The following is a 14,924-nucleotide window of genomic DNA, read 5'->3' as shown; positions in this document are numbered from 1 at the left end:
AATGTGAAGGAAGAGTCTATATTAGTTAAAGCAGGAAGAAAATTTAATGACTATAAAGGTTCCATGAACCCGCCAGTTTATCATTCTTCTACCATATTATTCCCTACTTACAAGGACTACTTAAATGCAGCAAATGGAGAAAGTATATACGATGTAATCAATGATGGTGTTGCAAGGGATTATAGCTACAGTAATGTTGGTACTCCTACTGTTCATTATCTTTCAAATGCACTGGCTGAAATTGAAGGGAGTGGACAAGCGCTTATTTATCCTTCCGGACTATTTGCACTTACTTTTGCTATTCTAACTTTCGCTAAAGCAGGCTCGCACGTTTTAATTCAAGATAATAGTTATTATAGGCTTAGGAGGTTTGCAGAAAATGAGCTACCAAAAAGAGGAACAGAAGTAACTTTTTATGATCCAACACAGGATATAACTGATTTAATTCAGAGTAATACTTCATTGATAATGATCGAGACTCCTGGTTCTGTAACGTTTGAGATTTCGAATATAGAGCATATAGTAAAAGTTGCTAAGGAACATAAAATTGTGACCGTTTGTGACAATTCATGGGCCACTCCTTTGTTATTTAAGCCGCTTGATTATGGAGTTGATGTTGCACTATATGCGGTGACAAAGTATCTAGCCGGTCACTCAGATTTAGTGATGGGAGCTATGGTTGCTGAAGGTGAAACTTTTAAATTGCTTTATGAGAGCTATAAAAATTATGGAGTAACCATTCAATCGCACGACTGCTACCTTGCACATAGGGGACTAAGAACACTGCACACACGTATAAAAAGGCACCAAAATACAGCAATGGAAGTGGCAAAGTGGCTAGAAAAACATTTAAAAATCAAAAAAGTTTTGTACCCAGCACTTCCCTCCCATCCTCAACACGAATTATGGAAAAGTTACTTCAAAGGAGCAAGTAGCGTATTCAGTATAATACTGGATAGAGAATATTCATGTGAAGAACTAAGCTGCATGGTTGATCATATGAAAATTTTTAGTATTGGTGCTTCTTGGGGAGGGTGCGACAGTTTGATATTACCAATAGATCGTAGATCTATGTCAAGATCTGTAATGAATTCAGATTATGGTGGAAGTTTCATGCGGATATTTTGTGGACTAGAAGATTCTGAGGATTTGATCTCTGATTTAAATGCTGCACTAGCAAGACTGCCATGTTTGAATATCAAAGCTGGCAGATGAAACTGAGAGAATTACTGCATAACATTATTGATGTTAACTTTGATATTGAAATCAAGGGCGTTACATGTAATCCCAAGAGAGTCAAGGAAGGTTATCTTTTTGTTTGTGTGTCAGAAAGGAGTAAAGAATACGCAACATGCGATACTGGAATCCATATCCTTCCTACTGAATCACAGTGTTACGTACACAACTGTGTAGACGTTGTGATACAAGGGGCCAAGAAAGATGTCATCCCAGTGCTTGACTACTTGGATCCAGAAAATTTAATTGCAAATGAGCACACTAGGCAATTGTATAATAAAAACTGGATTCCAGTGTCACGCACTGGAATGACAGATACTTCGAGCTTTGCAGTGCTTGAACACCCAAACCCTCAAGAAATATACAGCGAAATAGTCAGCAGGTTTTATCAATTCAAACAGCCCAAATATGTTGCTGCTGTAACTGGTACAAATGGTAAAACTTCAGTAGTAGAATTTTGCCGCCAGATCTGGCAAAACTCTGGCTATAATGCTGCGTCTATTGGAACACTTGGAACATGCATCAATAATGGCAGAAAAGGTAATAGCAACAGCCTTACCACTCCAGGTGCAGAAGACCTTTACGCAACATTGCGTGGTATAAGTGTAGAACACTTAGTGTTGGAATCATCAAGTCATGGGATTGATCAATACAGAATCCATGGATTAAAGTTGAGTGCTGCAGCTTTTACTAATTTCTCGCAAGATCATTTAGATTACCATAAAAGTCTTGGTGGATATTTAGAAACTAAAAAAAGGTTATTTTACGAAGTATTACCAGAAGGAAAAACAGCGATTTTAAATGCGGATATAGATGAATACGGCGCATTGCTTAAAATAGCTGAAAAACGCAGTAATAAAGTTGTGACTTATGGAAAAAAAGGCTCTGATATTACTTTATTAGAGCAAACATCAACCCCTAATGGTCAACATCTTACAGTAAAAATTGATAACCAAATTTACAATACATTTTTCCCAGTTTTAGGAAAATTTCAAGCATATAATCTGCTATGTGCAATTGGTATATCTGGATTAAATTACAGAGAAATATGCGTAGAAAAACTCGTTTCTCCACCAGGAAGAATGGAAAAAGTGAAACCTTTTGCATTCGTGGATTACGCTCATACTCCAAGTGCGCTTAAACAAGCCCTATTGTCTTTAAAATGGCATATCAACAAAAAAATAATTCTAGTTTTTGGATGCGGTGGAAATCGCGATCAGACGAAACGTTCAGAAATGGGCAAAATAGCACAAATGTATGCAGATAAAGTAATAATTACAGATGATAATTCGCGTGATGAAGATCCGGCAAAAATTCGCCACGATATTTTGCTACATTGCCCTGATGCACTGGAGATAGGAGGTAGGAGAGAAGCTATAGAGAAAGGCGTAGATATTGCCTATAACGAGGGTATGATTCTGCTAGTTGCAGGAAAGGGAAATGAGAAATTTCAAATTATAGGCAACCAAACTTTTGAATTTAGCGATGTTGAGGTTATTAAAAATCATGCCTTAACATACTGATTTTCGCAATGGGCTTACCTCCGCTAATGTGCGAATATTGAAGCAAAAGTGATGTCATCCCAGTGCTTGACACTGGGATGGCTTTGTTGCATAGCAACTGAAAAAATCTGGTGGCTACTGACAAAATTCATTATAAAATAGCCATTTAACCTTGAAAGAAAAAATATGCCACAAAAAATGAGGGTCAGTAACCATAGCGAATATAACAAATTTCTAGAAAAAAGAGGAAATATTTTTCATTATATCAACGAAGCCATAGAAAAGTGGTACGAGAATGGTCCAAAAATACCAGGTGGCAACAATATTTATAGCGATAAAGTTGTAATTTTGGTGCACATAATAACTTGTTTATTTAGAATAGGCCTGAGGCAAACAGTTGGGTTTATAGCAGGATACCTTGAGCAAATTGGGAAAAATTTGCAAGTTATCAGCTATTCACAATCATCAAGAAGGTTTAAGAAACTCAATATTAAGATCAATGATTGCAGAAAATAATATGGAAGATATCGAAATTGCTATAGACAGTACAGGAATTAGTATATACAACAACACTCCTGGTCATAGCAAAGAAAATAGCGAAGATAGAAAGTATCGCAGCTATGAACAGACAAGAAAATTGCATGTAATGTTGAATACAAACAGCAAAAAAGCCATAGCTGTAAAATACAGTAACGGCTGATCACTATGGAGCTTGTGATTTGCTAAAAGAAGTCGATTTTCAGTATGTCATAAAAGTACTATATGCAGATAGGGCATATGACAGAGAAAAGCTCTATAAGCTGTGTAATCAATATGGTATAAAAACGAAAATTCCTCCGCAAAACAACGCAGCAGAGCATCCAAAGTTAGACTATATGGCTGAGAGAAATTCTGCAGTCAAGCTCATAAAGTCATATGATGAAGATGGTATAAAGAAGTGGAAAAAAGAGATGAGTTATGGAAAAAGATCTTATATAGAAAGTTTTTTCTCGCAACTGAAACAAACATTCGGGTTTAGTTTTAGGAATAAATCTGAGACAAATAGAGAGAAGGAACTACTTGTTATAGCATTTCTCATAATAGTCCGAATAGGTCATAGGAAGGCAGAATCAACAGCACGACGAAAGGATTCGAATAGAGGAATGTTTTTCCTGGCTCTGTTTTTTATAGCAAACCAATGATGCTCAATTTTGTTAAAATCTGGAGAATAAGGCGGCAGATACAAAATTTCTGCACCGACTCCTTTAGCGAGCTTGATAAGCTTATCAGACTTATGAAAAGTAGCATTATCAAGAATGACAGTTTGTCCAGGTTCTAAGATCGGTGCCAAAAATTGCTCAAACCATCCATTAAAAATATCCATATTACAGTGGCCTTCAAATGTTAATGGAGCAACTATCTTTCTTCTACTTAAGGCTGCAACCATGCTGATTCGTTGAGTTTTTTTTCCAGATTTTAGGGCATAAAATCGCTGTCCTTTCTGGCAATACCCATATGGATAGTCCTCCGTGTTATCAATCCCAGACTCATCTATATACACTAAGTTTTCTGGTTCTTTTGTTGCTATAATTTTTAAGAATTCAGCACGTTTTTCTTCGTTCCTTTCCTTGTATCCATATGTCTTTTTTTGCGCGTAAATCCAATTTTTCTGAGAGCTCGGTGGATCGTTTGGATACTAACGTTGCCCCAAAGTTTAGCCATTTCCGACAGAGTTTTTCTACCGTGTTTTTTAGCAAATTCGATAAACTTATTCCAGTCGATAATTTTCTGATTGTAACCTCCATTACCGAGTTTTTTTGACTGAAAGTCGCCTGTTTCTTTTTTTCTTTGCTGCCACTCCCACAAAGTAGTTCGTCCAATTTTAAATCTTGCTGCCACTGCTTCTCTGCTTTCCCCTTCGTCTAGTGCTTCCATTGCTTTTTTTCTTAAATCATAACTATATGCTGCCGGCATCCAACCTCCTTATCGCCATCTATCCTTATCTTATCATATCCGGACTTCTGTGGAAAGAGCTATATCTTCTGCTTTCTTAGCAGGTACAACTCCATATTCAACGTACCTTCTAAAGTATCGATATTCTTATCTCCAAATCATAAATATGCAACCTAGCCTAATATAATTAAGAAATAGTTTATAATAAATATGTTTTAAGATGCCTGCCTGTAACACTTTCTGGAATTTTTGCCACTTCTTCTGGGGTTCCAGTAGCAATCACTTCTCCGCCTTTTATTCCTCCCTCTGGTCCGATGTCTATTATATAATCTGCAGTTTTTATAACGTGCAAATTGTGCTCGATAACTATAACAGTGTTTCCCAGATTGACTAATCTATGGAGTATTTTTAGTAAGTTATTTATATCTTCAAAGTGTAATCCAGTTGTTGGCTCATCAAGAATATACAATGTTCTTCCGGTAAATCGTTTTGATAGCTCTTTGGACAGCTTTATTCGTTGTGCTTCACCCCCAGACAACGTTGTTGACGACTGTCCGAGTTTTATATAGCCAAGCCCTACTTCCTGCAAAGAAACCAACTTTTCTTTTACCATTGGAAGGTTTTCAAAAAAATCACAAGCCTGATCTATCGTCATATCAAGCACATCAGAGATTGATTTTTCTTTATAAGTAACTTCCAATGTTTCCCGATTATACCTTCGCCCTTTACATTGCTCACACTTCACATAAACGTCCGGTAGAAAATGCATCTCTATCTTTAAGTGCCCATCACCTTTACAAGCCTCACACCTTCCCCCTCTGGTATTAAATGAAAACCGGCCTATATTATATCCCCTTGCTTTTGACTCTGGAAGACCAGCAAACCAATTTCTTATATGAGTGAACATACCAACATATGTTGCTGGATTTGACGCTGGAGTTCTACCAATTGGCGACTGATCAACTTCTATAACTTTATCTATATATTCAAGGCCTTCTATTCTATCACACCGACCATACCGTGCAGACGAGTGATGTACCTTATGTGCTGAATATTTATATAACGTTTCTATGACTAAACTTGATTTTCCCCCTCCTGATATTCCAGTAACACAAATAAGATTCCCTATAGGAAATTTAACGTTCACATTTTTTAAGTTATTTTCACATGCATTTATTACTTTTATGAACTGAGTTGCTTTCTTTCTTCTCCTTGGAATTAAAATTTTTTTCTCTCCACTCAAATATTGCCCTGTTATGCTCCCTGAATTTCTTTGCACCTGGTCTGGTGTTCCTTCTGCAACAACTTTTCCACCATTTACGCCAGCTCCAGGACCAATATCAATCGCATAATCAGCAGCCATTATTGTATCTTCATCATGCTCAACAACGATTACAGTGTTACCCATGTCTCTTAAGTTTTTTAGTGTGGCAATTAACCGATCATTATCACATTGATGAAGGCCAATCGAGGGTTCATCAAGAACATATAAAACCCCCGTTAATCCTGAGCCAATTTGCGAAGCAAGTCTGATCCTCTGACTCTCACCGCCAGAGAGAGTGCTAGATTCTCGATCAAGCGTTAGGTAATTCAACCCTACATTCTTTAAAAATGTTAGCCTCTTGATTATTTCACTTAGTATTTTATTTGAGATTTGCTTCTGTTGTTCTGTGAGCTTGTCTGGCAAATTTTCAAACCACTTAAGGGATTCATCGATACTAAGCCCTGATATTTCACCTATATGTTTGCTATCAATTTTTACTGTAAGCGCTTCTTTTCTCAATCTATAGCCAGTGCATTCTCTGCAGTGAGTGACAGAGCAATATCGCTCAACAAGTGTTTCATCATAATCCATCTGGTTATCCAAGATACTGATCAAACCTTGAAATTTATTAGAGCCAAAGAGTATCATATCTTTTACTTCTTGATCTATGTTCTTCCACGGAATATCAAGGTTAAATTTGTAGTTTTCAGCCAGTGATAGAATTGCACTTTTTAGAAATCCATAACCTGTGTGCACTTGGCGGAACATTGATCCCACTGGCTTTAAAGCACCCTCAGATATTGAAAGAGTTTCATCCGGTACTATTAGCTTTATATCAACACTTAGTTTTTTACCAAGCCCATTACACGAACCACATGCACCGTAAGGGCTGTTAAAAGAAAATAATCTTGGTTCTATTTCCTCAAGAGTGAAACCAGACTCGGGGCATGCAAAATTCTCTGAAAAAGTCAGAATTTGACCATTTTTATACTCGGAATTATGGTTGTCAGGTAGGTTTACTATTTCTACATACATTAGACCATTACCAAGTTTTAGTGCGGATTCTATACTACTTGGCAGTCGATTTCCTATATCGCCCAATATTGATATTCTATCTGCAACCACAAAAACGTCGTGTTTCTTGTTCTTATCGAGTTTAGGCAAGTCATCTACATTGTACACTTCACCATCTATTTTGAACCTTACGTAACCTTGTCTTTTAATTTCCAATATCTCTTTAAGATGTTCTCCCTTTCTACCACGCACAACAGGGGCAAGTATATATATCTTAGTTTCTAAAGGTAACGCAATTATAGTGTCTACAATTTGAGACACCGTTTGTTTTGTTATTGGTAATCCAGTTGCAGGTGAATAAGGAACTCCTATTCGTGCATATACTAAGCGCAAGTAATCGTAAATTTCGGTAACAGTTCCAACTGTTGACCTTGGATTTTTTGAGATCGATTTCTGGTTGATAGATATTGCAGGAGAGAGACCTGTAATCGACTCAACATCTGGTTTATCCTGAATGTTGAGAAATTGACGCGCGTAAGCTGACAGGCTTTCAACGTACCGGCGTTGGCCTTCTGCATAAATCGTATCAAATGCAAGGCTAGACTTGCCAGAACCACTTAGCCCAGTTATAACAACTAGCTTATTTTTCGGTATATTGACGTCTACACCTTGCAGATTATGTTCCCTTGCGCCCTTAACTCTGATAAAATCGTCCATATTATACCATATAACGTATTAACCATTATAGCCTCAAAATACGTGAATTTATAGTGATATATTGATTTTCTATTGATTTTTTCAACTGTTACGGAAAATTAGGCAGCGTTTGATAAATCGTCATTCCGCTACTTGTTAGCGGCTGAGATACCGCGACGGTATGACGGTTAAGTAGGCCAGTGCCCCTATGATGTCATCCCAGTGTCAAGCACATAGCTGTACGAACGTTGTAGTTTAGGAGCAATTCCCACCAGTGGGCCAGTGCCCAGACACTGGTTCTATGCAACTTAATTAAAAACGTTTGTTTTAGCGTAAGACAACTACCTTTAGCTCATCAGCTCAGTTATAAGCAAAATTTCTGGATTCCAGACTGGAATGACACCATTTGCTGTGCAATTTACCTTCAAAAATGAATGTTCGTACAGCTATGTGTCAAGCACTGGGATGACACCATTCTTTTTTCTGGATTCCAGACTGGAATGACACCCCCCTGATAGGCTCAAATCATAATGTTTGTACAGTTGTGGGTTTAGGCTACCTATAAATTCTAAACTGTTGTTACGCACCAAATACACCCCTAGGACCCAAAGTCAGTTTAGCTATATCAGAAAACAGGTTATGTGGAAATCTTAAAATACTTCTTGTTTGCCAAGCAAAATAAATACATTCCTACAAACAAACAGATGCTCAATACTGACGCATAAGAAAACTTAAAAATTAAGTCTCTAGTATATATTGATAGGCATTTACCTGCAGAAAATTTGTATAGTAATCCAACACATACAACGGCACTATCAACCACTGATGCTATAATTAAAGTAATGAAATTTGCCATATGAAAATTCAACTTGGACTTCAATTTTTCAAAAATAATTATGCTTGAGAGAAGAGATACTAAAATTGCAGTATATGAAATCAATATCATCAAATTAAAACTTTGCCATTTAAAAACACAACATAGCGCTGTACACACTATTAAGTTGTACGTAGCTTTGCTTCTGCCATAAAATTCAACCATTGAATTTACAACTAAAGCAGCTCCCACAAATAAGGCAGCACATATCATCAATTTATTTGAAGTGTTGAGTAAAGAAAGACTGATAAACAGGAGTATCGATAAAATAGACATAATTACCTACCCAAAATTAATAACATACATTCATTCTAAATAAACATTACATATAGTAAAAGAGTTATTTAGCATAATAAGAAAAATATTTTATATTAGCATGCCACATCTTTCAGATCTACTTTTAAAACATCCTTTATGTTTAGCACCTTTTTCTCTGTTACTTTGCCAATACATGAATAAACTGCACCTTCAAACAATTCTTCAAACCTCTTCTGATTTTGTGGTGCAATAGTAACCAAAATTCTACTTTGCGATTCAGAAAACATTATTATCTTGTTTATTATGTCTGTATTTTGTATTTTTCCTATTGGCACTAGTGAAAGATCGATTTCAGCACCAAGGTCTCCTGCAATTAGCGATTTTGCCAGAGCAATAACTAATCCGCCTAAGTTTGGTGCAATTGCAGAGGCAATTATGCCATCTTTTATTGCCTGGTTGTAACGCTCATACAACTTCCTAGCGCTCTTTGCATCAACTTTTGGTACGTTGTTATTACCTATTCCACTATATAACTGATATTCAGATCTACCAAGTTCATCAAGTGTTTCTCCAAGCACATATATCAAGTCCCCTGGCATTTTTACATCAAGCGATACCGCATTTTCAATATTTTCTATAATTCCAATTGCTGAGATGAGTAATGAAGGTGGTGCAGAGATTATCACTTTCTCGCCATTTTCATCATATCCCTTGAAGTCATTGAACATACTGTCTTTTCCGGATATGAATGGTGTTTTAAATGCAGTTGCGAAGTCGTAACAAGCCTCTGCAGCTTTCTTTAGTTGCCACAACCTTTCTGGATTATAAGCATCACACCAACAAAAATTGTCGAGCAACGCTAGATGATTTATATTTCCTCCTGCGGCTGCATAGTTGCGTATCGCGGTGTCAATTGCACATGCTGCCATGTGGTAGGTGTCAATTTCTCCATAACTTGAGCCAAATCCTTGCGATTTTACAACACCTTTATTTGAAGAAAGGATTGGCCTTGAAACAATAGCTTCACTGCACACTCTTCCCTTGCCCTGCAGTGGTTTCAGCACTGACGACCCTTGAACCTCATGGTCATATTGCACCACTATGAACTCTTTGCTGCAAATGTTTGGTCTGCTCAGCATTTCTTTTAGTTCAATTGCTAAAGAAGGCGAACTTGTTGTCATTCCAGCGCATAGCGCTGGAAGCCCCTTAGACCACGGTTTCGTCTGTAAATGCACTTTGGGATTACCATCATGCAGAAATTCAGTTTCGATGTCCATTATTACTGTCCCTTCAGGACATTTAACAACAGCTTTACCACTCTCATTAAACTCTCCAATCACACAAACCTCCACATCATGTTTTTTCATGATTTGCTTAAACATAGGGAGATTTTCTTCTGGCACTGCTAAGGTCATTCTCTCTTGTGATTCTGATATCCATATTTCCCACTGAGCCATACCATCGTTTTTAAGGAGAACCTTGCTCAAATCAACTTCAAATCCGTCTTTTCCCATTTCACCAATAGACGACGACAGCCCACCTGCTCCGTTATCCGTTATTGCATTATAAAGATCAAGATCTCTTGCTTTTATGACGGCATTGGATAATTTTTTTTGTGTTATAGGGTCACCAATTTGCACAATTGTTGAAGGGCTATTTCCCGATAAAGCCTCTGAAGAGAACGTTGCACCGTGAATTCCATCTCTTCCAACTCTTCCGCCAATAATTACAATCTTATCGCCATTTTTTGGTCCTTTAATGTGTGAAGGTGCATTATTTATATTGCGTGGAATAATTCCAATGCTTCCGACAAAAACTAATGGCTTGCCACAAAATCTATCGTCGAAATATACCGATCCAAGTTGTGTTGGAATACCAGAGCAATTACCAGCAACATTAACACCGTGAATCACTTCTTTCATTATATATTTTGGCGGTAAGATCTCATCAGTGCGCTCTTTATCCCTATAAAATTTGCCTTTTGCTTCTTTGGCAAAGCAAAAGTAATAGGTATTCATTATAGGCTCTGCGCCTTTCCCGAAACCCACTATATCGCGATTAACTCCAAGCACTCCGGTCATTGCTCCACCAAATGGATCAAGAGCTGAAGGGCTATTGTGAGTTTCAACTTTATCTACAATCAAGTAATCGTCATCAAAAATTATTCCTCCTGCGTTGTCGGAGAAAACTGACACGCATATGTCAGAATTTATCTCACGCGTTGCACGCTTAATATAATGAGCATATAGACCGTCTTTTATTTCATCAATAGGGGAGCAAAAAATATTGTGTTTACAATGTTCAGACCAAGTCTGTGCCAGAGACTCAAGTTCAATATCATATGGATTTCTACCAAGTTTTTTAAAGTAATCCTTTATAGCTTTCATTGCTGCCAGCGAGAGCCCTAAAGTGCCATTACCATCGATTCCATCTCTGCTGATTTTCTCAAGTTCTTGGTCACTTACATTTAAATCAACAGATTTAGCCCCATTACTACTTGATATCACTCCAGTGCTCTCTTTTGTCATCCCAGCCTTTTTTTCTGTCATCCCAGTGCTTGACACTGGGATCCATTCTTTTTTTTCCTGGTCACGCGCTGGAATTACACCGGAGTGGGTATTTAATGACTCATATTTACCATAATATTTCCAGCTATAGTTATTATTTTCTTTACAGATAAGTGTGCAATACTCAGTGATGGGGTTGAACTCTTGTTTTATATCATCTTCGGTTGGTAAATCTCCTTGACTTAGAATCAATTTTGAACTTCTTGCTTTGATCTCAATTGGTGTCATTCCAGCGCGTGACGCTGGAATCTGCGTTTTCTCTTTCTGGATCCCAGTGTCAAGCACTGGGATGACAAAAGAAGGGGCTGGGATGACAGGCTGGTCGATATAGCCTTTGCTTATTAAATACTCTCTAACAATTTGTTTCACTGTGTTGCCTACATTATCGGTCATGCCAGGTAGGAAGCTTATTTCCAAGCCCCACTTTGCTTGTGGTTCTATGAAATCATACGGAACTTCTTCAAGGTTTTCATTGTAGGAATAATAACGGCAGTCTTGTATGACTTTATTATAAAATAGCCCGCAAATTTCTTCATATAATTTGGATGGTAATCCTTTGCGTATGTAAATCGAGTAAACGTTGACTAACCATCTGCGGCCAATTTGCTCGCATTTATTTAAAACTTCTATTCTAATGTTTGCCATGTAATGTTATAAAAAATTTTAATATATAATAGCATACAAGCACGTTTATATTTTGAATAATTTCTATACAATAAAATATTGTATTAATTGTTACTGTTAGTGGGAAGAGTTTTTACCGTTAATGTGGATGAATCTCTTTTTGATGTGCTGGTTCAGCACATATTTTCTGAATATGAAAGAGAAAAAATTCCTGAAGTAAAAATCATACTTCCTTGCAAGAGGGATGTGATAGCGCTGCTGAGTGCATTCAAGAATCATAACGCTAAAAAATGCATAATTTTGCCAGAGATAGTTTCGCTAGAGAATATTGATGAGGAAGATTTAATATTAAATCTTGATAGGGTTAAAGTTATCAAGCCAACAAAAAGGACACTGCTACTCATTCAATTCATATTGGAGTGGAATAGAAAAAATAATGATAATTTTCCAATTGATTTAGCTTATAGCCTGCCATCACTGCTTGATAAAATTCAATCTACCCAAACAACGGATTGTTATCAATTTGATGAACATTCAAAAAAAATAGAGAATTTCATAAGCTTACTCACTGAGACTTGGAGTAAAACTTTAAAAGATTTAGAAGTAGTAGATATATTAAAACATAAGAGTGATTACATAAACAATATGATAATCTCTTTACAAAAAGACCAATATATAATCTTTGTTGGAATTGGAAAGGATAAGTCGTTAATTAGGGCTATATATGATCTGCCATTTGGAAAAATAATTTTGCCTAACTTGAATTTGAAAATTAAAGAGAAAGACTGGAAATCGCTTGATAAAAAACATTATCAATATTGCCTGAAAGATCTGCTCGATTATTTAAAAGTGGATAGAAGGGATGTTAGTTTTCTGCCAGAAGCGTGTTCTCCAGTGCCCAGACACTGGGATCCAGAAAACTTAACTTTAAATGAGCGCACCAGGTGGCTGTATAATGAAAACTGGATCCCAGTGTCAGCTACTTGGATGACAGAAGAAAGGGCTGGGATAACAGGAAGTCCTGAGGAATATCTAGATTACGTCTTTGATACAACTGCCGATCTAAGCAAAGTTAGTAGTGGACATGTTGGCAATATTGAAGTCATCACTTGTGATTCCAGAGAGGAAGAAGCACAAGTGACATCATTAATTATAGAAAATGAAGGTTATGAAAACATTTCTTTGGTCGTCTTTGATAAATTACTTGCAGCTCGTATAGCATGTTTATCAAGGCAACACAGTGCCATACCGGAAAATTACCCTTATATAACGCTTCTGCTTTATAGTATCGAAGTTTTGACCTCAAATTGGAGCAGTGTGTCATTACTTTCGCTCCTTAAACATAGGCTAGTGACTTTTGGTTACACTCAAGAAGAGTACACTCGGATTTTATCTGAATTTGAAATAGAGATATTACGCAACTTTAGTACAAATGGTCTGAGCGATATTATAAATGCTATCAATGCCCATAAAAAGCTAAAATACAAAGAAGATATATTACTTATTATCAGTAAGTTAGAGGTTATATTTAATCCTTTACTTCGTTCTATAAATTGCTCTATTTTCGATGTGGTAGCAACTCATTTGCAGTGTATTAATATATTATCTGGTATAAATTTTTCAGAGCTAAATAGTGAAATAGGTAATTTTACCTGTAATTTCTCAAATGCATGTGAGGGTGTAGGAATTAAATGCTCCTTAGAGTTATATAGCCAAATTCTGACCTTATTTTTAGAGAAAGAGTTTTTCTTTGTAGCAAGTGACTTGAATAAATTCAGCTTATATCACAACAAAGTTGTAATACTTGCTGGATTTAATGAAGCGCCAAGCTTTCAAAGTCCGCTTTTGAATGCACTTACGAGAGAAAAATTTAATCTTCCTTCTGCACAAGAAGAGCAGGGGTATTTTTTTTATACTTTACACAATTTGTTTTGTGCAAGTAAGGTTTATATTACAAGATCGCTAAGCCATAGAAAGCCAATTCTATTGCAGCGTTTGGAAATTCTACTCAAGGAGGGGAAGCAGCCGTATCGTGATTGGCTAAGGATATTAAATACGCCTGAATGTACTGTTCCATGTACTCAGCCTATGCCAAAACCTCAAACCGAAGTTAGAAAAGAAAAAATGCAGGTGATGTCTTGCAGTGCAATAGAAAAGCTAATTCGTAATCCTTATTCATTTTACGTTGAATATATACTGGGTCTTAAACAATTAAGAGACTTGAATTTCAAGCCATCGATATTGGAATTTGGCACTATGGTACACAACATTCTTGCAAGATATTTACGCAACAAAAAATCTCCAATGAGCATTGCACGAGAAGCATTCTCGACTAGTCAGTTTAATTTTTCAAATATGTGGTGGGTAAGACTACAAAAGATAATTCAATCTTTTGTCGAATTTGATGAAACTCGAAGCAATTATGTTGAGTTGGAAAAGAACTTTTCCTGTCCGATATTTCATATTCCAGCGCGTGACACTGGTTCTTGTGATCAGTATGAAACTGCTTGGATGACAAATAAGCCACAAGAAATTTCACTGATAGCAAGATGTGATAGAGTTGAGTATCTACCAAGTGGGCAAGTGGCAATTATAGACTATAAGCTTGGTACACCACCTTCCAATGAAGAAGTAATGTCGGGATTTTTTCCGCAATTAATTTTACAAGCCTTAGCGGTAGAACATATAACAAAAAGAGAAGTCTCAGAACTTGCTTATTGGAAACTTGATTATGATAAAATAAAAGTTATTTCTATACAAAATTATAGATACAAAATGCAAGAATTAAAAAATGATCTGCCTGGTTTTTTATCTAACTATTTAAGTAATTCCACACCCTTTATTGCCTCTCCATATTTTGATAAATTCCTGAGATTTAACAGCTATAAACAGCTAGAAAGGGTAGGAGAGTGGTTGTAAATGGTGTCATCCGAGTACCTGACACTGGTTTCCATCCA

General features: G+C 36.6%; 9 protein-coding genes and 1 pseudogene. 6 read left to right on the top strand and 4 right to left on the bottom strand.

What is annotated here, in order from left to right:
- The first annotated feature begins 3 nt into the window (after positions 1-3).
- The 5 genes and pseudogenes from metC (at position 4) to ABWU55_RS07220 (ending at position 3,919) form a co-directional block, all read left to right on the top strand.
- Positions 4-1,237 (top strand): annotated as a pseudogene (gene metC / locus ABWU55_RS07240) (cystathionine beta-lyase).
- Positions 1,212-2,759 carry a UDP-N-acetylmuramoyl-L-alanyl-D-glutamate--2,6-diaminopimelate ligase gene (locus tag ABWU55_RS07235; RefSeq protein WP_264329829.1) on the top strand — a complete coding sequence of 516 codons (1,548 nt, stop codon included), beginning with the start codon at positions 1,212-1,214 and terminating at the stop codon, positions 2,757-2,759. The pseudogene metC and the gene ABWU55_RS07235 overlap by 26 nt, the downstream one beginning before the upstream one ends.
- A 165-nt stretch (positions 2,760-2,924) precedes the next feature.
- Positions 2,925-3,254 (top strand): transposase, encoded by a 330-nt coding sequence (locus ABWU55_RS07230; protein ID WP_007548762.1) that lies wholly within the window; start codon positions 2,925-2,927, stop codon positions 3,252-3,254.
- Positions 3,238-3,438, top strand: a complete 201-nt coding sequence (locus tag ABWU55_RS07225; protein WP_010082383.1) for a hypothetical protein — start codon at positions 3,238-3,240, stop codon at positions 3,436-3,438. Before ABWU55_RS07230 ends, ABWU55_RS07225 begins: the two co-directional genes overlap by 17 nt.
- 19 nt (positions 3,439-3,457) lie before the next feature.
- Positions 3,458-3,919: a transposase gene (locus ABWU55_RS07220; protein ID WP_353286302.1), complete on the top strand. Its 462-nt coding sequence runs from the start codon at positions 3,458-3,460 to the stop codon at positions 3,917-3,919.
- On the opposite strand, the gene ABWU55_RS07215 is transcribed toward ABWU55_RS07220, so the two are convergent.
- From ABWU55_RS07215 to ABWU55_RS07200, 4 genes are all read right to left on the bottom strand, one after another.
- Positions 3,832-4,691, bottom strand: a protein-coding gene (locus ABWU55_RS07215; protein WP_156518142.1) for an IS630 family transposase whose coding sequence is annotated in 2 segments (ribosomal slippage) — positions 3,832-4,367 and positions 4,367-4,691 — 861 coding nt in all. Because the reading frame shifts where the segments join, the coding sequence is not laid out codon by codon here. The two genes, ABWU55_RS07220 and ABWU55_RS07215, sit on opposite strands and share 88 nt — an antisense overlap.
- A gap of 178 nt (positions 4,692-4,869) precedes the next feature.
- Positions 4,870-7,665 carry an excinuclease ABC subunit UvrA gene (gene uvrA, locus ABWU55_RS07210; RefSeq protein ID WP_353286301.1) on the bottom strand — a complete coding sequence of 932 codons (2,796 nt, stop codon included), beginning with the start codon at positions 7,663-7,665 and terminating at the stop codon, positions 4,870-4,872.
- 616 nt (positions 7,666-8,281) lie between these two features.
- The gene (locus ABWU55_RS07205; RefSeq protein ID WP_022626376.1) at positions 8,282-8,794 is read right to left on the bottom strand and encodes a hypothetical protein; all 513 of its coding nucleotides are present in this window, start codon (positions 8,792-8,794) and stop codon (positions 8,282-8,284) included.
- Between the two features lie 95 nt (positions 8,795-8,889).
- Positions 8,890-11,988: a phosphoribosylformylglycinamidine synthase subunit PurL gene (locus tag ABWU55_RS07200; RefSeq protein WP_353286300.1), complete on the bottom strand. Its 3,099-nt coding sequence runs from the start codon at positions 11,986-11,988 to the stop codon at positions 8,890-8,892.
- A gap of 99 nt (positions 11,989-12,087) precedes the next feature.
- Between ABWU55_RS07200 and ABWU55_RS07195 the strand changes: the two genes are divergently transcribed.
- Complete coding sequence (locus ABWU55_RS07195) at positions 12,088-14,886, top strand: WPE palindromic element domain-containing protein (protein WP_182282680.1); 2,799 nt, start codon at positions 12,088-12,090, stop codon at positions 14,884-14,886.
- Positions 14,887-14,924: the final 38 nt, after the last annotated feature.

Source organism: Wolbachia endosymbiont (group A) of Crataerina pallida, assembly GCF_964028475.1.
Classification (GTDB): Bacteria; Pseudomonadota; Alphaproteobacteria; order Rickettsiales; family Anaplasmataceae; genus Wolbachia; species Wolbachia pipientis.
The sequence above is the reverse complement of the archived record's forward strand: the minus strand, read 5'-3'. Positions and strand labels throughout refer to the sequence as shown.